The sequence below is a fragment of the uncultured Proteiniphilum sp. genome (assembly GCF_937873925.1).
GTDB lineage: Bacteria > Bacteroidota > Bacteroidia > Bacteroidales > Dysgonomonadaceae > Proteiniphilum.
Genome location: NZ_CALNAT010000160.1, coordinates 1 through 22,797, shown reverse-complemented (window position 1 = coordinate 22,797; position 22,797 = coordinate 1). Strand labels below are relative to the sequence as shown.

10 protein-coding genes and 1 pseudogene are annotated in these 22,797 nt (G+C 48.8%); 4 read left to right on the top strand and 7 right to left on the bottom strand.

All coding sequences use genetic code 11. The annotated features are described in order from the left end of the window. From Q0502_RS11105 to Q0502_RS11085, 5 genes and pseudogenes are all read right to left on the bottom strand, one after another. Nucleotides 1–115 (bottom strand): annotated as a pseudogene (locus Q0502_RS11105) (DNA-binding response regulator); the annotation flags it as partial. Nucleotide 116: 1 nt separating this feature from the next. Beyond that, nucleotides 117–1,676, bottom strand: a complete 1,560-nt coding sequence (locus Q0502_RS11100) for a HAMP domain-containing sensor histidine kinase (RefSeq protein ID WP_298650721.1) — start codon at nt 1,674–1,676, stop codon at nt 117–119. Nucleotides 1,677–1,917: 241 nt separating this feature from the next. Next, on the bottom strand, nt 1,918–9,207 hold the full coding sequence (sprA, locus tag Q0502_RS11095; RefSeq protein WP_298650719.1) for a cell surface protein SprA: 7,290 nt from the start codon (nt 9,205–9,207) through the stop codon (nt 1,918–1,920). Between the two features lie 145 nt (nt 9,208–9,352). Continuing rightward, on the bottom strand, nt 9,353–9,943 hold the full coding sequence (gene ruvA, locus Q0502_RS11090) for a Holliday junction branch migration protein RuvA (RefSeq protein WP_298650718.1): 591 nt from the start codon (nt 9,941–9,943) through the stop codon (nt 9,353–9,355). A 209-nt stretch (nt 9,944–10,152) separates the two neighbouring features. Then, entirely contained in the window at nt 10,153–11,370 is a 1,218-nt protein-coding gene (locus Q0502_RS11085; RefSeq protein WP_298650716.1) for an L-serine ammonia-lyase, read from the bottom strand. 451 nt (nt 11,371–11,821) lie between these two features. Between Q0502_RS11085 and Q0502_RS11080 the strand changes: the two genes are divergently transcribed. Next, nucleotides 11,822–12,562 (top strand): acyl-ACP thioesterase domain-containing protein, encoded by a 741-nt coding sequence (locus tag Q0502_RS11080; protein WP_298650714.1) that lies wholly within the window; start codon nt 11,822–11,824, stop codon nt 12,560–12,562. 32 nt (nt 12,563–12,594) lie between these two features. Here Q0502_RS11080 and Q0502_RS11075 read toward each other — a convergent pair whose 3' ends face one another. After that, on the bottom strand, nt 12,595–13,188 hold the full coding sequence (locus tag Q0502_RS11075) for an LEA type 2 family protein (RefSeq protein WP_298650713.1): 594 nt from the start codon (nt 13,186–13,188) through the stop codon (nt 12,595–12,597). Between the two features lie 17 nt (nt 13,189–13,205). Further along, on the bottom strand, nt 13,206–14,285 hold the full coding sequence (locus Q0502_RS11070) for a DUF2027 domain-containing protein (protein WP_298650712.1): 1,080 nt from the start codon (nt 14,283–14,285) through the stop codon (nt 13,206–13,208). A 155-nt stretch (nt 14,286–14,440) separates the two neighbouring features. Here Q0502_RS11070 and Q0502_RS11065 point away from each other — a divergent pair, with 155 nt between their 5' ends. The 3 genes from Q0502_RS11065 to Q0502_RS11055 all read left to right on the top strand — a co-directional run bounded on the left by Q0502_RS11065 (nt 14,441) and on the right by Q0502_RS11055 (nt 22,641). Then, nucleotides 14,441–15,664 carry an S-adenosylmethionine:tRNA ribosyltransferase-isomerase gene (locus Q0502_RS11065; protein ID WP_298650710.1) on the top strand — a complete coding sequence of 408 codons (1,224 nt, stop codon included), beginning with the start codon at nt 14,441–14,443 and terminating at the stop codon, nt 15,662–15,664. A 127-nt stretch (nt 15,665–15,791) separates the two neighbouring features. After that, nucleotides 15,792–20,237 (top strand): translocation/assembly module TamB domain-containing protein, encoded by a 4,446-nt coding sequence (locus Q0502_RS11060; RefSeq protein WP_298650709.1) that lies wholly within the window; start codon nt 15,792–15,794, stop codon nt 20,235–20,237. Nucleotides 20,238–20,343: 106 nt separating this feature from the next. Next, on the top strand, nt 20,344–22,641 hold the full coding sequence (locus Q0502_RS11055) for a BamA/TamA family outer membrane protein (protein ID WP_298650707.1): 2,298 nt from the start codon (nt 20,344–20,346) through the stop codon (nt 22,639–22,641). Nucleotides 22,642–22,797 lie beyond the last annotated feature (156 nt).

Below are 22,797 nucleotides of genomic sequence, written 5' to 3'. Positions count from 1 at the left end.
CCTCCCCATCGGGAAACAGATCGGTATCAAACCCTTTTGCCTGGAGATATTCTCTCAGCAACATACCAAGATTTTCATCATCTTCGCATAAAAAAATTTTCAACTTTTCTTCCATATCATTTTTGTGTTATTACGGGTAAACTTATTATAAATTTCGTTCCTTTTCCTAATTCACTCTCGGCACGGATGGTGCCATTCATGTCTGTCACGATTTTCTTCACGTATGCCAGCCCCAAACCGAATCCTTTCACATCGTGACGGTTGCCGGTAGGCACACGGTAAAACCGTTCGAATACTTTCTTCGCGTCCTCCTTTCTCATTCCGATTCCATTATCCTCAATGCTGATAATGATCTTGTTCCCTTCGTTTCTTGTCCGGATCATCAATTCCGGCGGATCATCCTTCTTCTTGTATTTCAGTGCGTTATCGAGGATATTGAAAATTACATTGGTGAAATGCATTTCATCCACTTTGATGGTGGATTCCTCTGCCTGCAGATCAATATCGAGGGTTCCCTCCAGTTTCTCCACTTTCAATACATGCGTATTGGCTACACTCACCACCAGATCGTTTGCATCTATCTCCTTCATTTTCAATGTAGCCTTCTGTTTGTCGAAAAGCGACATCTGCAGCACCTTCTCTACCTGAAAACTCAGCCTTTTGGTCTCGTCATGAATCACACCGGTAACATGTTTGAACACTTCGGGCGATTTCAGTATCGATTCATCCTTCAGCATCTGCGATGCAAGCGAGATGGTGGAGACCGGCGTTTTCAGTTCATGCGTCATATTGTTGATAAAATCGTTTTTCATTTCCGACAAACGCTTTTGCCTGAAGAGTGATACCACCGTGAATATAAACGTTATCAGCAGGATAACCGTGAATATAAGCGACGGTATAAAGAAAGAAAGTTCGCCGTACACATAGTTCCTCCTCGTCGGGAAATAGACCCTCAGCTTGTTTAATTTTGCCGATGGATCCGCCGGAAACAGAATCTGGGTGTAGATTGCGTCTCTCTGCTTGGTGGAGAATCCCAGTGATGAATAGACCACTTTATTATTGAAATCCACAATCTGGAAACTGAACGGTACATTCAACCCGTTGTATGCCAGTTCATAGCGGATATATTGCTCCACTTTGCTGAAATCGACCCTCTGTTCAATCGGTTCGTCACTCGCACGGCTCATTATTTTTAAAATGACCTCATCCAGCAACGCACGTTCATGCAGATAGCGTTTCGACAGAGACTGCTGCATGTCGTACTGCGTTCTGGAGATGGTGCTGGAACCCGGATTAGGGGATAAAAATACACTCTCCCGCTGTTGTTGCGGACGCAATGACTGTTCTGTTCTGCTCAGTTCAATTCTTGTTTCACTTCCATCGGGACGAGTAATGCTTGTACTTCTGCTTTCTGTGGTGATATTCTGCGAAATTTGCGATTGATTGTATTGTGAATACCTGTTTTCCGATTCAATCATATCCTGTTCCAGATACCTTCGTGTCTGGTCGTGTTCCAGGTCTCTCATCACGTTGTACAGGCTTCTGCTTACCTGCTCGTCGAACTGCTGGGTACGGATATCCAGGCTGGTTCTCATATACCTCACCTGCAGGAACAGCAACGCAAAGAATGCAGTGAACATCACAATAGCAAGCAGCCAGATAGTTGATTTTTTCATACACTTCTTTTACTTACCTCCGTTTTTGTGACAATTTTATTTCAAAGATCGTCTCTCTTCATTTTAATTTAACAAATTAACCTCTTTTTTGTTTAACACTTGTCCTTAAAATTAAAAAAAAACGTAAGAGAGTTCCTTTTGCAACATAAATTAATAGAAAATCTCCGGTAAAGTCTTCTTTTTAGGATTTCTTTAATCCCCCTGTTTCTCTTTCCGGCTATTTTTCCTTCGAGGTGTGCTTTCATTGATCCATATTGAAACGCAGGCTCATTCCTGCGCTGGTGGTAGAGGTGGGATAGGAGCCTGATGAAACAAGAGGGTGGTAAACCATCTTATCGAAAAATGCACGCAGGGTGACTGCTCTGCTTAATGCGTAGTCGGCTGAAAAACGGATAGTGGTGGTTCTTATGCCGCTTGTAGCCTGTGTGAACTCCTCTTCAATTTTCCTGATCAGCGCATGGGTGATTTTCCGGGAAATATCGAGACGGATGTTCAGGTCGTTGCTGAAAGCGGCTGCTGTTTCCGCTTGTGCATCGCCGGCTGTTTTACCTGCGGACGGGCGTCGCCTTTCCCTTTGCCTGGATGTGGATCCGAAACCTGCGAGACGGTTGAAGTTGGAGATACGGTATCCCAATCCGGCCACAATATCGTGATCATTCGTTTCTACGATCTGATAGGAGGCAATGTTCAGGTTCAGCGCCCTGCTTTTATTGATCCTCAAATTCATACTTATATTGTTGTTCCATACTCCCCGCGCCTCGATCAACGGATTAAAGCTCTCCTGGATACTCGCCGAGGATATATTGAAAGGAGTAGAGGGGACGGGTAAGCCTGAAACCGCATCCCGTACATATCCCAGATCACTTCCATCGCCGAGGGGTACCCAGCTCATGAAGGAATCGAAGGATCCTACCCTGTATTGGGAGAGATATTGGTGTGTGAGGGTGAGCGACTGCAACTGGTCTTCCAACTGAGGCAGCAACCTCATCAGATTATAGGAGATAAGCCAGTTGGGTAGCAATGCAGAGATATCCGGAAAAGGGGTAAGCATCACCGAATTCGGATCTTTGCCGGTATAGGCAGCCAGAAAAGCGGGGATAAGTACGTCGGCCGAGTTGAGGCCCACATCGCCGATGCTGCTGTCGAAGGGTTCTCCCTCATATTCGCTCCCGGCAAGAAATCCCCCGGCAGGATAGTGTGTCTGGGCGTATTGTTCTCTTGTACGTGCTACGATGATCTGCCGGTTTTGGAGGAATTTTTCAAAAGCAGGTGAATGGTAATTATTGTCTGCCCTGGAGGTTTCAAATGCGGAAGAGAAGGTTTGTACGGTCATAGCAAAACTTCCTCCCGATTTTTTGGGCATATCTTCAAACATATATTGGATCTCGGTACGGTGATTCTTTTCATACAAGGCATTCAGGTCTATTTTAAGTCCCGGGAGCGGCTCCAGGGAGGTATTGAACTGGAGATTTTTCGTTTCATTGTAGATGGCCGGGGTGATATTGTTTTCATTCAACACAAGCAGATTGGCGGCTTTCAGCTTCTCAACGAACCGTTCGCCACCGTCGAAACCAAAGGCGAATCCCCATCCGGGCAACAGTCCGTCCGGCGTGTGATACTGTCCGAAAAAGTCGCCGATCATCACATCGTAACCGGGGATGTCACTGCGTGACTTATAGCCGTAATTGAAGTTAAAGCTACGGAGCATCAGCAGTGTGTGCGCTGCATACCGGGCAATATCTGGTCCGGTGCCTTTCCATTCGCCGGATAGCCTGCCGGTCTGCTTTGAATCCCCTCCGTCGGTGAAACGGCTATTGATCTTGCGTAGAAACGAAATCTTGTTGTAGAGCGCTGCCAGGTTAAAACGGCTGTTTACGGTGAATGAAAGGTCGTTCTGCAAAAAATTCCCTATCCTCTCATCTTCTATCATTGCTCCCCGTTCCCACCGGTACCGGGAGTGATACGCTGCGCTGGAACCTATCCAGTCCAGCACTGGAATATAGGCAAACGGGAGTGTATAGGCCACATCAGCTGTCTGCGTATAATTTAGCGGCTTTCCCAACTCGCGGATACTCTGTACCACCGAATCCTTCCATATTTCATAGTCGCTCCTGTTGAGCTGTTTGTTCACCTGCAGGTAGGGCTCTTCAATCTCGGCCACGCTACCTGAATGGAAGGAGGTTTTCAGGTTGCGTGTCAGATCCCAGGTGACGGAAATATCCCTGTTCCAGAAGAAATTACGGCTGAACGACAGGTATTTTTGCTGGGCTTGTGTAACTCCTTTGGTATAGGCGTTCAGGTCGCGTAACTGTACTTCTTCATAATTGCGCATAAGATCGGAGCTGATCCGGATATTGTTGGGCAGATAATTGAGGTTCACCGCCTGGAACGGTTTCTGCCTGCCGGAGTTGTCACCGGGTTGGTTGAACGGCTCCCATGTTTTCACGAGCGGTGTGTACTCATAACTTGCCTGTAACCTGAAATCCTTCAGGGTAGCATATTCGGTATCGGGGCTCCGGCGTTGGTTTTCATTCCGGGCATAGGTGAAACTGAAATTAGCAGGATCGTAGGGCATCGGCTTTTTACTTTTGATATTCATCTTTACATTGCTGAGGCTGATGCTTATATCTCTCACGCCGGTGATGGCGATCCGCCGTATCGAGTCGCTCAGGAATTGATTCCCCGAATGCTCCATGGATTCCGAGAGTAGGATATCCTGGTTAAAAGGATCGTAGAGGGGGGCCGTGATCTGATTGGAGTAGGAGAAATAAAAAGGAGCCGACAGTTTTATCTGTCTGGGAAAGAAACGCCCCATTTCCAGGTTCAATGCCAGTTGAACCCATGTATAATCGTCGTCGCGGCGTTGCAGCAGGCTCTGGTTGAGTGCTCCGAATCCGGCCGTTTCTTTCCGGCCGGAGAAATTGATCGTTCCTATGTCGGAAAGCGCCAGTTGTATATTTCCCTGTGCAGCCCAACCCCCTTTTTCATCGAATTCGCTCAGACGTAATTCGTTGACCCATACTTCTGCCGACCGGTGAGTGTCGGAATTGTTCCTGATTCCGATCATCAATACTTTCACTTCCGCCAGCGAAGGATTTCCGGTGATGGTGATCCGATTCCCCTGTTTCTCCGGGTCGGGGCGTGTGTAAGGTACAAAAAAGGAAGTCCCGTCACCACGCTGTTTGTCTGCATTGCGCTCCAGTTTTAGATTAGTGAGCAGTTCGAGCGGAAAATCGAACATATTTCCCTGTGGCCATACTTTTTCCTGATCGGAGGGATTGTTGGTGCTGTACTGTCCTTCGGGGGTGAGATGCAGCGGGATCTCATACTCATAGAAATTATTCCTGTAGTCCGACCCCAGGCGCAGGAAGATGGAGAGGTCGCCGTCCTGCAGGGTTCCGGGATCCTGCGGTAACCGTTCCGCGTGTACAAACATTTGCAGGCGTTTGTAGCGGCGCAGGTCATACATGCTGTTTTTATATACTGCACGGATATCACCCGGATCGAGATCCGCCACCTTCATAGCGAGCGACTGTTCATTTTCCTGGCGTAGTTGAGGCTGGCCGGGATCAAGAATACGGGTGACACCCGGCGGAAGGACATAATTCACCGGTGTGCGGCGCCCGTTCTCTTCGATATTGACCGCTGAAATATCGAGGCTGCCCGATCCGGTGACTGCCCCGCCGGAGACGAGGTCCTTCCGGTAGTTCCGCCATTCGCTCCGCTTTAACTCTAATGTGGCGAAACGCAGAAAATGGGGCTCTTCGAAATCGGTGAGGAATATCCGCATAAAACGGATATTATTGAATCCCTCTATATTGCCCGTTTTTACCTGATACTCCCCGACAGGTATCTTGAACTGGTACCAGGTGATTTTTCCGTCACTGCCGTTTCGTAACCGTACACTCGTTTCCCGTTTGTCCACGATGAAATTGGCGCCCACCTCCATCGCTTCGGGTCGGAGTGACACTTTGTACTGATAATAGGATTCGTTCTCATTGAGCGTGTTATCGTTGTCGATATCCTCGATATCCGGAGTGGCGCGCGATGCGGTTGAATAAGCGCTTTCATCCTCCGGTGAGAGTGAATTTCCCTCTGTCCCGTTGAAATATTTATACCGGTCAAGAATACTCATCTGTCGCCTGTCCTGCTCCGTTCCCCGGTAATGACGGAAGCTGTCCCCTGCCGGGTCATTGAAGGGGGAGTGGGCGTCTTCCTGCATATGCGAAAGGGTTTCGCCCGTCAGGCGGGTGCCCAATTCATCCAGATAATCTCTGTAGGCGGGATATGATTTTTCTTCCTCGCTGCTCAAGCCGTTCAGCCCTACATCCTGTAATCTGCGGGATTCGTCTCCCCGGGAATTGTCGAAGGCGTAGACGGTGGACTGGCGCCGGGGGTATTTTCCCCATACCGTATAGTCTACGGCTGCGGAGTCCCCATCGACAGGTAACCCGTTCTCGAAGAATTTCTTGCCGTCTTTCAGGATGTCTTCCGATATTTCACCCAGGTTGAAATAGAGGTCGCCTCCGCGTGACGTACCCAATGTATCATTTACAAAGGGATCCATCAGCCAGAACTCTAAATATTCGATATTTGCCGCTTCAAAATCCCGGATATCCATCCGGCGGGTGATGCCGCCCCAGCGATCCCGGGGATTGAGCAGCCTGCCCTCGCCATCCATATGGGTATCGAGGTTATAAGGCCCCCGCTCGTTGGGATAATAGGAAACATTAAGCACCGGGATAGTGGCCGGCTGTCCGAAATAGGTATCTCTGTTAGGGAAAATTTCCCGTTCATAGACCTCCCGTACACGATGGTCGGAGAGTTGCTCCTGATCGTTTCTGATATGCGCCGGGGTGAGGCCTGAGTTCCTGTGGGTAAACATACCGTCAATATAGAACCAGGCCAGCTGTGCGCGGTTTTTCCCGTATTCCTTGTTGTTGGAGAGGGAAGCTTCCGGGAACAGTCCGGCAGACGTGTTATTATAGGGGGTGGCGGCAAGAGACCAACTGTAAGGGGAGCGAAGGTCGATTCCTGAGGTGGAGGTTTCAAAATCGTCGAGATAGGAGTACCCTCCTGTATATTTGTTTTTGTAATGCCCCGGGATCATATGGGCAAATTCCATCCTGGCCGAGAGCTGTGAAGGGGCTGTAGCCTCCACGAATGGCAACAGGTCGATGAGATTGGTCAGTGCGACGGATTGTTTTTTATAGTCCAGATTGACGCCCCATAAGCTGTTTTTTGCCGATTCGTCGCCAAAGACTGTTTTCATGAGGAGCGGTTTCTCGTAATAATGCATCAGTGTGGCGCCGGCCGAAAAATCTTTCGAGAAGTTGTAAAGCAGGTTTACGCCCATCAGCGTTTTGCGTTGCATCTGCGATGTCATCCGGTTTTCGAATGTGACGTTCACGGGTGTGCCGGCGTCGAGGATTGACCGGTTGATGATGCGCACCGTTCCGGAGAGATAATCCACGGTATAATCCACCCCTTCCGTGAGGGTGATGCCGGCTGCTGTTACCCGGACCGATCCCCGGGGGATATTCATCGCATTCAGGTTGATCTCTGTGCCCGATGAACCCCTGTACTCGCCGCTCATGCGGAATTTGTTCTTTTCTGCAGCCTGCCGGGCAACAGTAAGTGTGGAATCATACAGCTCCCGGAAAATGAACTTCTCTGCCATGACGTCATTACCGATTTTCTCTCTCAGGTGCGATCCGAAAGGTTCCGTTACCGGGAAAATAATGCGCCCGTTTTCCGTATCTATGGTATAGCCTTCCAGGAAGTCGAAGATCCCGTCAGGGTAGGGGTCGTGGCGTGCATTGAGCCGGTCGAGGTTCATCACCTGTAGCAGTAATTTTTCCTCAATGCCGCTGTTGGGGAGGTAATTCAGATAGATGCCGGTAGTATCGCTCTGGTAGGTGATGTATAGCTTGAAAGGGTCTTGTTGCAAGTCGTAGGCGCCGTAACCTACGGAGTAGATATTCTTCATCATCAGGTCCCAGGTATAAGCCCGGGGGGAGAGCGAAACCGGTTTCAACAGTTTTACGAAGAGTGCACCGCTTGTTGCCTGACTGTTCCCCTCCGTTCCTTTTCCCACATCATCGGAGAACTCTCCCACCTGATAAACCTGGCCGTTGCGGGTATATTCAAAGGCTACCGCCAGCACTTCATCCGCCAGCAATGGCATTTGAAGTGAGATATATCCCAGTTGCGGCTGAAATTTGTATTCCGAAGGGTTGAGAAGGCGCGCATTTTCAAGTTTTTCGTAATCGATACCCCGGAGTATGTTGTCCGGTAAGATATTGTCGGTAGCCGTGATCTCCCTTGCACCGGCATATGCGGTGACCAGCTGTTCATACATCGAATTGGCCCGGTTATGCGGGTACTCTTCACTCCCCTGCGGTGTCCAGAAAGGATTGTGTATGGTGCTGTGTTCCCCCAGGTCGGCAAAGGCCACTAAATTCCTTACCTGGTCGTAGTTACCCTGTTTGTTGGTGACCCACACTTCCATCCGGGTGATGGCTACCGGTGATTGCACATAAGGTAGTTTGGCCAACGCATTGTCGTACGATTCGCGGAAATAGTACCCCAGGAAGAAGTGCCGGTTCTCATCGTATTGATCGGCGTTGAACTCAAACGGTGTGGTCTGTACCCCTCCGCGGCTGTTCACGGTCTGCGTTTCCGACTGTTGCTGGGAAAAGAGAGTGTTTATATGCAGTTTGCCGAACTGCAGATCCGTTTTTATGCCGAACAGCGCCGCACCGCCGTTGATGAGTGAGTTGGTGGTGGTCATGCTTACGTTCCCCGCTTCGATGTTACGGATGATCTCATCCTCGCCACCCCGGTAAGCCAGTTTTATTTCTCTGGCATCCAGGTCGAAAGTGGCGTTGCTGTCGTAGTTGATATTGAAATCGATCTTATCACCTACTTTCGCGTTCAGGTTAAGTTGGATCTGCTGGTCGAAATCGAACCGGTTGCGTACGCGTGCCCGTTGCGGCAGGGTGGGATTATCGGTCACATCCCTTTTCAACCCTGCCGATATCTCTACGGAGCCCCGTGTGGTCAACCGGACCCCTCCGGGGCCGAAAATGGCGCCGGACAGTTTATCCCTTGCGCGCTGGCGGGAAAGGGACAGAGGCCGGACAAACGGCGAACCGCTGCCGCCGGAAGTGTTGCGGTCCCGGAAATGACTGTTTTGCATTTGCTTCAACCGGTATTCCATATACTCTTTTGGGGTCATGGTGACGGGGGTGTCGGCCACTGTGCCGCCGATTATGCGTTCAAAGATGTAAAGGTTAGTACGATAGTCGTATCTTACCTCTGTCCGTACGTTCGGAGGATCCAGGCGGACAGGCGCTATGCTTTGCAGCCCGGCCGGCTTATCAGGGGAGTTTTCCGTCGCCTGAAAGTTATTACCGGTGCTGTCGGGAGGCAGTTGGGATGAAGAGGTCTGCCCGGATAGAACCCCTTCACTCGATATCAACGAGAGAAACGGGCATATACAGTAATATGCACATAAAATAATGAGCATACGGGTTCCATACGACCTTGGTGTTAAAAATTGAATGATCTTCGTATGGATAGGAGAGACTATGTGTACGATTTTTCCCAGAGAAACAACAGCTTAATACGATCCTTGAAATCAACAATTTGCATCGTATTACGTAATCAGCCTGTTATAATCTCTTCAGCGCCTCTTTGATCACGCCTTCCACCGGCAGCGAGGGCGATTCCCTCATGATTTTTGATACCGCTTTCTGTGATGCCGTCTGCACGAAGCCAAGCATTACCAGGGCCGACACTGCGGCATGGCCTGTTTCGGAGAGATCGTCTTTCGTGGGCAGTTGAATGGCACCGCTCTCATCGGTAAGCTTGATCTTATCTTTCAGATCGACAATGATCCTTTGTGCCGTTTTTGCCCCGATCCCTTTTACCGATTGGAGTACGGGAGCATTCTCCGTGACGATCACATTTTCCAGTTCCCTTGAGTTAAGGGAGGAAAGGATCATCCTTGCTGTGCCGGGACCTACGCCCGATACGGAGATAAGGTGAAGGAACAGTTCACGTTCATGTTTGTCCATGAACCCGAATAGCACATGGGCGTCTTCCCGGATGGATTCATACACATAAAGTTTTATCGGGGACTTTTTGTCGATCGCTCCATAGGTGTTGAGCGAGATATTCAGCAGATAGCCGATACCGCCGCATTCCAGGGTTACATTGGTCGGCGTAAGTTCCACTACCTCTCCTTTAATGTAGTCTATCATTTTAATTTCATTGAAATTAGACTATTTCTCGCTATGGCAAAACGCAAACAAGTTTGACTTTGCTCCTTTAGCTTAACGAAATAGTTTAAATAGGTTGATTACGTAATACCGTTCTTAATAACGGCAGAATTTGAAGAAAAGTATATTGATGAAGCAAAAAGATATATGTACGGTATAGAGGCAGGTATACCGGTTCTCTTCTCAGCTTCTCAGGAAAATGTATGTCCTTTGGCCAGCCCTCCTTCGCCGGTCTCTTTGTAGAGTGAAGGCAGGTCGTGTCCCGTCTCCTTCATCACATTCACCACGCGGTCAAATGAAACCCGGTGGATCCCGTCCGTGAACGACGAATAAAGGTTGGCATCCAGCGCCCTTACGGCGGCATAGGCGTTGCGTTCGATACAGGGGATCTGCACCAGTCCGCACACCGGGTCGCAAGTCATCCCCAGGTGGTGCTCCAGCCCCATCTCCGCAGCATATTCGATCTGGGCGGGACTTCCTCCGAAGAGTTGGCTGGCGGCCGCGGCCGCCATCGCGCAGGCAACGCCCACCTCTCCCTGGCATCCCACTTCCGCACCTGAGATCGAGGCGTTCTCTTTCACTATATTGCCTACCAGTCCCGCTGTGGCCAGCGCACGGAGCATTCTGTTCTTACTGAAACTGCGGCTTTCTTCCAGATGATAAAGAACCGCAGGCATCACGCCGCAAGAGCCGCATGTGGGCGCGGTAACGATCTCACCACCCGATGCGTTCTCTTCCGATACCGCCAGCGCATAGGCAAATACCCGCCCCCGCGATTGTAACGACGCCTTGTATCCCTTGGCCTTGATGAAATAACTTGCCGCTTTCCGGTGCAGGCTCAGCGGTCCCGGCAGCACTCCTTCATTATCGAGTCCCCTTTCTACAGCATCCTTCATCACCTGCCATACCTCTGCCATGTAATCCCATATTCCTTTGCCTTCGCACTCTTCCACATACTCCCAGTAACTTTTACCTGTTTTCTCGCACCATTCCATCACCTCTGTCATAGTAGTCATCGGGTAGATATCTTTTCCCTCATTCCCTGCGACGCCGATTGTTTTTTCCCCGTCGGAAAGTTTTCCGCCGCCCACGCTATATACCGTCTGGGAATCCGTCAGTTTTCCATCGCTGTCATAGGCTTTCAGTTTCAGTGCGTTGGGGTGAAAAGGGAGGAATGTTTTGGGCAGCCATTCGATGGTGGCGGGTGCTACCGGTTCCAGTACGCTTAAAATTGCTTCGTCGGTCAGGTGCCCTTTGCCGGTAGCAGCCAGGCTTCCGTAAAGCGTGACGACGAATTTCTTCGCTTCCGGATGACTCTCGGCGAATATCGTCGCAGCCTTTTTCGGACCCATAGTATGGCTGCTTGACGGGCCGTTCCCGATGCGATAGAGTTCTCTGATCGATTGCATAAGATAAATGTGAAATTAAGTTCCAAGTCTTTGCAAAGGTAATGATTAATTCCATTCGGGAAAAGAGCATTCACAGACTGCCGCCCGGTAATAGGATAACAGGCTATAATGGCAGGCGGGTTATTTTCCGGCTTCAAACCCAACGGGTTTCACGTAGTGAGGAGAATGAACTATAATCGGTAAATCAGCCGGAGAATAAGGGTTGCTTTTGGATATTTTTGTACCTTTGGGGTTCAAAAAGAGAAAAGATTTCAATAAAATTAGACTATTTGAGTCGCCTTCGCTCCTCGATTGTTAATTCTGCGTTCGGCAAAGCCAATTTATTTGCTCTGCTCTCACTTAATGAAATAGTTCCTGCTATGGCATAGCCCAACCAACGACAAACCGAAACCAAAAATAAACTTGTTTGAATTTCGGTGAGGTGCGAAGAAGAAATAAGTCAAAGAGAAAAATGAGTGCGAAGAAAAAATACAATTTCGATATTGAGGCGCAGGATATCGATTTCCGGGGGAGAGTTTCGCTGAGGTCGTTCACCAATATGGTGCTGATCACGGCCGGCAGGAATGCGGATGAAAATGGTTTCGGCCTGCTGGAACTGCAGACGGAGTATTGCACCTGGGTGCTTTCGCGTCTGGTGATCGATATGGAACGATTCCCTACGGAGAAAGATACCCTTTCCATTGAGACGTGGATTGAGCATGTGGGAACCGCATTTACTACCCGTAATTTCCGGATTAGGGACGGTGCCGGAACGGTGATCGGCCACGCGGCATCATCCTGGGCGGTCATCGATATGCGCACGCGGCGCACCATACGGCTGGATACCATACCCTCCATGCAACGGTATATTGTGCATGAAAGTACGCCGTTGGGTGAACCCGACAGGATGGCCAATATAGAGGGAGAGGTGGCCAACACCTTCACGGTAAAATACAGTGATATCGATGTCAACGGCCATGTCAACAGCCTGAATTACGTGCAATGGATATCGGACTGTTTCTCGCTCGATTTTTACCGGAAACACTATATCCGGCGGTTCGAGATCAATTTTCTGAAAGAGATTACCTATGGCGACAGCGGCGAGGTATACCGCCGGATGGTTGCTCCGGAAGATTATCTTTTCCAGATTGAAACCCGTGAAAAAGGAATTACCTGCCGCGCACGGATCCTGTTTGAGGAGGCGGGAAAATAATTCCTCTAATGATGCTGCTATGCCGCAGCCTGTTATTCCTTTCCTCCGAAATTGAATACCACAGGGATAGCTGCCGGCGATTTAAGGACCGTATTGCCTACAGTGAGCTTAGGCCATAGTTTCACGGTTACGGAGGTCTTATTGGGAGTGATGCCGAGGAAAGCGCTCATCTCGTTGGTCACCCGCTGCTGAGAATAACGGTTCATCACATTTCTCAGGTCCACACTGATGGGAATAGGAACGACTTTTGTCTCTCCCGGCTCGATGCGGATGGGTATATCCATTTTCCCTTCCGCAAAATCCATTTCATTGATCTGGATGGCATAATCCAATGCATCGAGAAAAGCGGCGCTGTTGTTCGGATTGGTCACATCCATATTGAGCGTCATACTGAAAGGGATGTTTTGCATGGCGGATCCCCCTGCAAGGACGGTAGCTATGGAAGCCAGTTTTGATACCGAAATGGCGGAAGCGTTGCCTAAACTTATTCCTGCCAGTTGAATATTGTCTAACGAACGATAGCGGTATTCGCTTTGTGAAAGCTGGTAGGCCCCCCCGATTTTATTTACTACATCGCAGCCGTTAAGGAAAATGGCTACACTGAGGAGCAGGATCATCTTTTTCATACGTCAATATTTATTTTTTATTTAACCGTCACCATGGTCGCTCCATAGCCATATTCACTAAAAGAGGCGTCCTGGTAAAAACATTTGGGATAATTCTTTTTCAACTCTTTAAGGATGGCATTTCTGAGTACGCCGTCCCCTCTGCCGTGGATAAATACAATTTTATGGTTTTTACGGTGAATATGTTCATTCATCACCTCATTGAATTTATTCAACTGGTATTCCAGTATATCAGCATTGCTCATTCCTGCGGTGGTGTCGAGCAGTTCATTGATATGCAGGTCGATCTCGGTCACCGTTTCTTTTCTTTTTTTTTCGACCGGTTCTCCCTGCGAACGGCCGTCCTGTCGCTTTTTTTCTTTCATCGCGTGCTCCAGGTCACCTGCCGAAACGTGAAGTTCATTTTCAGGGGTATCGTTTTGTATGATGAAGCGGATAAGCGCATTATCCTCGAAATAATCGTTTTCCCCGAAACTGTGCAGTTTGTAAAATTTCACCGTATCGATACGCAACTCCACCGAACAGGGATTTTTTAAATTGAACGGTTTATGGCGCTTGAATGCAATGAACTGCACGATCACTTTCTCTATATCGTTGAGGTCACTTTTTTCAAGCTCCTCCAGAAAGATCTTGGTATTGGGTTCGATAAGGCCGCTATAGCGGATTTTCAGGGAATCCCCTTCCTTGTTCATATAATTAAAAAAGAGATAGTAATTGCTGTCGTTCACGAAATAGCACTCGTAGGCCGTGGACGACAGGTTCTTTATATCCAGGGGAAGCCACGCCAGGCAAGCGGTGATCTTTTCACCTTCCGGGGTTTCCTCAGGCTGCTCTTTTCTCTCTTCCTCTCCTGCCGTTGCATGGAGTGTTGAGGCGAGGCTCGCTATATCGAAGGAAACGTCTTTCTCCTCGGCCAACTGCGTCAGCTTTTCATTGCCTGCCGGTTTTACCACGACACATTCCGAGATCAGTACAGGTACGTCGAAGCCATGTTCATCTTCCACGATTACCACCTGTTTGTTCCGGAAGCCCTTTACGATCCCTCCTCCTACTGTGTTGAGGAAACGGACCGTGTCCCCTGTTGATAATTTATTCATTGTAAAGTGTCAGTGTGTTTCACCTGTCAAGGCGAGTTTTTGATGGAAATGCCTGTTTTGACTCTTTTATTCTTGTTACGTGTTGCAAAGTTGACTAATTTTGCGGAATAAAAGCATTAATTATTACGAAAAATCGTTTTTTTGATAGTAAAAAAATGAAAAAGGAGAAGATCCGGCAACTACAGATATCCCATTATAATTATCCTCTTCCCGACGGTAAAATAGCGAAGTATCCTCTTCATCAAAGAGATGCGTCCAGGTTATTGGTATACGACGGGTCGCAGATCAGTACCTCCCGGTTCGGGGATCTGCCCGGACTGCTTCAGGAAGGAACCCTGCTCCTGTTTAACAATACCAGGGTGATCCATGCCCGGCTGTTGTTTCAGAAAGAGACCGGTGCGCAGATTGAGATATTCTGCCTCTCACCGCATCATCCGGCCGACTATACGGTGAATTTTCAGCAACGCCGTCACTGCTCCTGGCATTGTATGGTCGGAAATGCCAGACGGTGGAAGGAGGAGCCGCTGCGGATACAGATACCTGCCGGAAACAGTGTAGTGACGTTGAAAGCCGAAAAGGCGGCCATAACAGGGAGTGACACGGTGGTGCGGTTTTCCTGGGATAATGAGGAATTCACTTTCTCGGAGCTGTTGGAAATTGCCGGGAAATTACCTATCCCTCCTTATCTGAACCGTCCTGCGGAGAGGAAGGATGATGAGACCTATCAAACGGTCTATTCCCGTTCCGAAGGGTCTGTGGCGGCGCCTACGGCAGGCTTACACTTCACGGAAGAAGTGATGGATCGGCTTCGTGACAAAGGGATCCGGACGGCCGAAGTCACACTCCATGTGGGGGCAGGCACCTTCAGGCCTGTGAAGACCGAAACCATAGCCGGTCACGAGATGCATACCGAATTCATCTCCGTGCCAAAAGAGACTATTGAGCAATTACTGCATCATTCAGGGAAAGTCGTGGTGGTGGGAACCACCTCCATGCGTACTGTGGAAAGCCTTTACTATATCGGAAGGAAACTCGGTACTGATCCGGGCATATCTGCCGATGAACTGGGTGTAAAACAATGGGAACCGTATGACGATGTCGAAGAGATTGCTCCGGAACAGGCGCTTCAAAATATTCTCCGGTATCTTGAAGAGACCGGGCAGGAACGTCTTATTTCTAGCACCCAACTGATGATCGCCCCCGGCTATGAATTCCATTTTCCCGATGCCATCATCACTAACTTTCACCAGCCTCAAAGTACGTTGTTATTGCTCATTTCTGCATTTGTGGGCGATGATTGGAGGAAGATCTACGACTATGCGCTGCAAAACGACTACCGGTTTTTGAGTTACGGCGATAGTTCTTTGTTGTGGAAATAAGTAGAATGAAATCCAAAAAACCTATTTTTGGTTAAAAGTTTACCGGATACGAACTTTTGACCCCCTTTTTTTGTAATATTGTATTATTAAACAATCAAAGTCGCTCATTCATAATAATTCAATTGAGTTGGTCGCTAAAATTGTCCGCATATTCGCCATTGTCATTGTTAGTATTATATTGTTGAATATACTGCTTTTCATTGCTTTCAGCATTCCTGCAGTGCAGAAGAGTGTGGCTAACATGGCATTGGAAAAATTCAGGCCGCTCCTCAAAACGAAAATTGATCTGGAGAGTATCCGTATCCGCCTTTTCAATACCGTGGAACTCGAAGGGGTTTATGTAGAGGACCTCCAGCAGGATACATTGTTGTATGTGGGCAAGATCGCAGTACGCCTCCATGCGCTGGATCTCCTGAGAAACAAGGTGACGGTGCATAAGGTGGGTCTTGAGAATTTTACGGCCAATATACACCGCACATCGCCCGACGATCCCTTTAATTTTCAGTTTATTATCGATGCCTTCGCCAAGGAGGATACCCTAAAGGTGGAGAAGGAGAAGAAACCGTGGCGTATAACCGCCAACGAAGCGATATTAAAGAATGGAAAGCTCCGGTATAATATTCTTTCGGTACCTGAGACTCCCGGAACCTTTAATGTCAGTCACATAGACCTGCAAGACTTTAATTTCCGGGGGAAAGCGGATTTTCTGAGTCTGGAAGATATGCAGGCCGAAGTAAATCATCTTAACTTTCTGGAAAAGAATGCCGGCCTTTCACTCCACAATCTGAAAGCCCGGGTGAGGGGGGAGGATTCTTTGTTGAGTACTGACGGAGTGACTGTCGCTTTGAACGGATCGCGTATCCAGATTAAGGACGCCGCCTACGACCTGGGGTCGAAAGCGTTTTCTCTTACCGCGGAAAGCAATATGATCGACCCGCGCGATGTAACTATTTTCTCTTCCCGGGTTGCCCATCTCGATAAACCAATCTCTTTTGAGATCAGCGCAGAGGGAGAATTGCCGCAAGCCGTGCTGAATAATTTAGATTTCCGGTACGGTTCCGATACGGAACTCAATATATCAGGATCCGTTTCCGACTACAGTGATATTAATAACGGTGAATTGCATGTGAATCTCCGGAATCTGTCCGTTTCGCAGGAAGACCTGGAGGCGTTGTTCCGCGCCGGGTCACCCGACTTCACTCCGCCCGACCAGCTACAGGCAATGGGCGACCTTGATCTGCGGATAAAAGCCGATGGCCATCTGAAGCAATTTCTTTATGACGGTGACCTCACTACAGAGCAAGGCCAGGTAACCCTCAAAGGAACCGGGCGTATCGGCAATGAATTCAAAAGCTTTGTTTTTGAAGGACCGGTGAGAGCCAGGAACATCCAGGTGGCCAATATTATAGGAAAGGATGCCGGCGTAGGCACCACCACCCTCACCACGGATGTCAAAATTTCTGTCCTGCAGGATGCAGGGATGACAGTGGCGGCCGACGGCCGGATTGAATCGACGTCCTTCAGGGATTATCGTTACAATAATATCTTCTTCGATGGAGTATATAGTGGCAGTAGTGTGGTTGCGGAGATTCGTTCCGATATGGAAAAGAACAAGTTCGATCTCTCCGGCAATATGACATTCGGGGAAGCAATGAAATTTGATGTGAAGGCGGATGTGGAGCGCCTCGATCTGACGCCTTTCGTGGCGAACGAGAGCTGGAAAGATCCCTATCTCAGAGTGAATATTGACGGCAACCTGGCGGGCAGTTCGTTGGACGACCTGACGGGGACCGTGGTGATGGAGAACATCTCGCTGGGCGACAGTAATTTTATTTATAATCCCGGCGCTATTTTTTTAGAAGCGTCGGCCGATGAAGGCCAGGGAAAGAAAATCGAATTCATGTCCTCATTTTTTGAAGGCAATATCACCGGCGATTATTATTTTTCTACTATCGGGGCAGAGCTGATGCAGGTAATTCATCCCCATCTCCCCTCGGTGATCGGTGTAAAAGAAATACAACAGGCACAACCTGAGGCGGGTAAAAACAATTTCCAATTCAATATCCAGCTTCAGAACACGGAAGATCTCTCCTATGCCCTTTCATTGCCATTTTATAATGTGGAGCCGGCGACCATCTCCGGCAGTGTGGACATGACGACTGAGGAGTCGCTGCGGATCGACGCTCATCTTCCCCGGTTGATGGTCGGCGCCAATGATATCCGCGAAACCAAGGTGAACCTGCTCAGTGGTATGTCCGGACTGGGGCTGGACGTGAACAGCTATCTGGTGCAGAATACCGGATATATGAATGTAAAATTACACAGTGATGCAGTTTCGGATTCCGTAAATAACCATCTGTCGTTCGATATCCAGCAAAACGCTACCCGCTCCAACGGGGAATTATTGATCGCGGCGGGATTTCTGCGTGATAGTGAAAACCGGCTTGCGGCAAACATCCACCTCCTTCCTGCCAGTATCATCTTCAACGGTAAACAGATCGATTTTAACGATGCTACTATCGCCTACAGCACTGACAGTATCGTGATCTCCAATTTCGGAATGCGTGAAGATAATATGCTCCTGCTGGGCATAGAGGGGGTAGCCTCCAAGAACGAAACCGATAATATCCGGATATATTTCAATAATACGGAACTGGCGAATATCCTCAATACATTTAATGTGACCAACTTTACCGGTTCTATCAATGGTGAGATATACGTGCAGCAGGCATTGGGCGACCCGATGATCCGTACCGAAGATCTCCGGATAGAGAATATTACGGCGCAGGGAGACACTATCGGTACATTCCGGGTCGAAGCGAATTGGGATAACGTCCTTTCCGGTCTTAATTTGAATGCCTGGCTCGAGGATAGGGGAGAGCGCAGCCTCGATATTCAGGGATATATTCCTACCGGGGATAATAGCACGTCTCCCATGGATATTAACCTCAAAATAACTGATTTTAAACTGACGGCTATTAAGCCATTTACTACCGACATTTTCAGTGAACTGGACGGGCGTCTGAATTCTCAGATACGTGTCACCGGCACTCTCTCTGCACCGATAACGGAAGGATGGCTGGGAATTGATGACGGAATGATGAAGGTGGCATTTACCAATGTAACTTATTATATCTCCGATAAAATAGAGATCAGCAGGGACAATGTGGGATTAAAAGATCTGGTAATCCGTGACCAGAACAACCATACCGCCACACTGAACGTGAGTCTGTCGCACACCAATTTCGGGCGTATGGTTTATAAAGCCGGTATCCGCTTCAACGATTTTATGCTATTGAACAATGCAAACCGGACTGACCTGATGGCTTACGGTAGCCTGAAACTGTCGGGAGAGCTGAATGTGACGGGATCTCCCTCCGGAATTTTCGGGGATGGGAATTTGACCAGTTCCAGCAAATCGAATGTAACCATAGTGGTCCCGCAAACAGCAAAAGCGACGGAGTACAGTGGTATAATCTATGTCAGCAGCAAATTCCGGGAGCCTGATTCCCTGACATTCCTACGGAAAAATGAAGAAACTGCGGGACAGCCCGGCAGGAATATGTCCCAGGGTATTCCCATTGTGATGAACATCACCGTGAACCTGAACCAGTTGCTCGAAGCGGGTGTGGTACTCGACCCAACTACCGGGAATGCACTTAATGTGAGCGGCGATGGCGAGTTGAATATCAACTTTAACTCCAGAGCTACACCTTCGGCACGTCTTTACGGAGACTATGTCATTCATGACGGAAAGTTCCATTACAATATACAGAATCTCCGCTCGATAGACTTCAATATTCGGGAAGGAAGCAAGCTCTCTATGGAGGGTAACCCCATGAATACGCAGTTCAATGTCACCGCTTACCTGCCTGTAAAGGCAGATCTGACCGCACTCAGCCCCACATTCTCCACCGAGCTGGCCAATACACGGGTAGCTGTGAACGCGCTGCTTCATATCAGGGGAGATCTGGAAGAGATGGACCTGCAATATGATATTGAACTGCCGGAAAGTTCCAACGATATTCAACAGCGGGTAAATAGCTTTATTCCTGATGAAGAGACAAAGATCCTTCAGTTTGCTTATCTTGTGACTACCGGTAATTTTATTCCGTCACAGGGATCTCCCGACCTGGACTTTGGTTCGTCGGTATTTACAAAATTAGCGGCCAACACCCTGTCCCGGGGGCTGGATGCCCTGTTTGCCCGTGCACTGAGCGACAACTGGTCGATCAGTACCAACCTGGAGTCGGTCGATGGCACCCTCGATAACGTGAGGATGGGGGTGGATGTCTCTACCCGTTTGATGAACAACCGGCTGCGCATAAACACCAATCTGAGTTACGGGGATAACAGTATGCTGGCCGGTCAGCAGGCATTTCTGGGAGAATTTGAATTGGAGTATGACATCAACAACTGGCTTATGCTAAGGGCCTTTAACAGGGCCAATGAACGGTTCTACCGCCGTGCACCTACCACGCAAGGGGTAGGGGTGATGGTCACCCGGGAGGCGAAAAGATTCAGGGATCTGTTTGACTTCAGATTTATCAGGAAAAAAGAAGAAAAGGAGTAATGATTTGATGATGGGTTGATTTAATGATTTATTAATTAATCTGCTAATCGGCACATCGGTAAATCAGCTAATTAATAATGTGCTGATGTGCTAATGGGCTAATTATATGAAAAAGTATATAGTCTTCATATTGTGGATATTTACATTGGTCGCCTGTGATGTTACTAAAAAGGTGCCCGAAGGGAGCTATCTTCTCAACAAGACCGAGATAGAATCGGATGTGAAAGGTATCGGCTCGTCCGCCCTGAAGCCCTATCTGCGGCAGAAACCCAACTCATCGGTGTTTTTGCTGGGGAAGGTGAAACTGCATATGTATAATATACCCGAGGATACCTCCACATGGGTAAACAGGCTGCTGCTCAAATACGGCGAACCCCCCGTACTTTATAACGAACAGTTGACTGTTATCTCGGCAGAACAGATCCGGCTGCATCTGAATAACAAGGGATACCTGAATGCAGAGGTAGATACCGCCGTGGTAAAAAAAGATAAGAAAGCCGATGTAACTTATGATGTGACAGGGCACGAACCCCATCGCATCCGTATCTTCAGGGATACTATTCACTCGACCGATACGACTATCTATAATATTCTGAATCAGGCCAGACGGCTCGAAGTGATGAGAGAAGGCGATATTTTCGATCTCTCCGTACTGGAGGAAGGCAGGGAAAGGATGACCACTATACTCAGGAACAGGGGATATTACGATTTTCTGAAAGATAACTTCTATTTTATTGCCGACACCACCGTGGGAACCAGTCAGGTGGATGTGACGCTTGCCCTGAACAATCCCTCCGATACGACCTTCCATCAACAGTACTATATGGGAAATGTGACCGTGATCAACGGAGTAGATGCGGCTCTTCTGGAAGACTCCACCCGCCAACTACCGTTAGATACGATAGAATACCGGGGGATGCAGATTGTTTCAGAAAGAGAACGTTTCCTGCGCCCACAGGCTGTTTATTATAACACCTTCTTACGTCCCGGGCGGCTTTATTCCGACAGGATTGTAGAGCGGACCTATGCGTCACTGAACGGGATGGGGCCGGTGAACCAGACGACGATCAACCTGACCCCCGTAATACGAAACGACTCGGCCTACATCGACTCGAAGATCACCCTCTTTCCGGGAAACCTTCATTACACGCAGTTCGGAGTGGACGGCACCAATTCGGCAGGCGACCTCGGAGTTGCGGGCAATGTGACCTATGAACACCGGAACTTCCTGAAGGGGGGAGAAACATTTCGTGTTCAATTGAATGCTGCTTATGAATTCATCACGGCGTCCGACAGCCTGAATTTCCTGGACAATAGTTTTTATGAATATGGGGCGGAGGTGTTCCTTTCCATTCCGCAATTACTGCTTCCGTGGGTGATAAAACAACTCAAAGATCAACCCTCGGCCTCCACGGAGTTTTCCGCGGGGCTCAACTTCCAGAAACGGCCGGAATACCTGCGTCAGTTCTTTAACCTCTCCTCCCGCTTCCAGTGGGCCTCTATGGAATGGCGATTGCAACATATGCTGGAACCGGTCGGGGTTACCTATGTAAGGATGCCCTGGAAATCCGAACGGTTCGAAGAACTTTATCTGAGTGAGGACGCTAATCCGATCTTGCGGTATAGTTATGATGACCAGTTGATCGTACGCAGCGCATACACTGTCACTTATACCAATTATAACCGCATTGCGAGAAGGGATATGCCGGTAATTCCCTTCCGGATCCGCTCAGGGGTAGAAGTGGCGGGATGGCTGCCCCGTGTCTTCACCAGTCTGGGGGCAGGGCAACAGAATGAAAATGGGTTCGAGACAATTTTCAAATTGCCCTATTCCGAGTATGTGAAGGGCGATTTCGATATAGCCGCATCCCATACTTTCAATGACAACAACACTATTGCCGCGCATCTGGCATTAGGCATGGCCTACCCTTACGGAAATTCCACTATCCTGCCCTTCGAGAAGCGCTATTTCGGCGGCGGGGCCAATAGTGTGAGAGGGTGGAGCACCCGTACATTGGGACCGGGAACCTACAGTCGCGATTCCGTAGGATCTGATTTCGGCCGTAAGGTGGGTGATGTGAAGCTTGACTTGAGCGTGGAGTTCCGGCGTAAGCTCACCAATTTGTTTGAACTGGCCACTTTCGTCGATGCCGGGAATATATGGACTATCAGGGACTATGTAGAACAACCGGGCGGTATGTTCCGGTGGAACAGTTTTTACAAGGAACTGGCCGTGGCCTATGGACTAGGTCTGCGTTTAGATCTCAACTTTCTGCTGATCAGGATAGACGGGGGAATGAAAGCGCATAATCCCGGCCTTCCGGCAGGTTCCCGATGGACCATCTTCAAACCGGACTTCCGCCGCGATTTTGCTTTCCATTTTGCGATAGGTTACCCGTTCTGATTTTATTTCGTTTATCTCTCCTTATTGAATTGTTTACCGGATAGTGGGGTAGCTACTCAGGCCGTTTCTTTTTGTATGCGTGTTACACGTGCAATGGCATCATTCATTTGTGCAATGCTTTGAAAACCAAGCGTCATGCAGTGTATGTTTGATTCT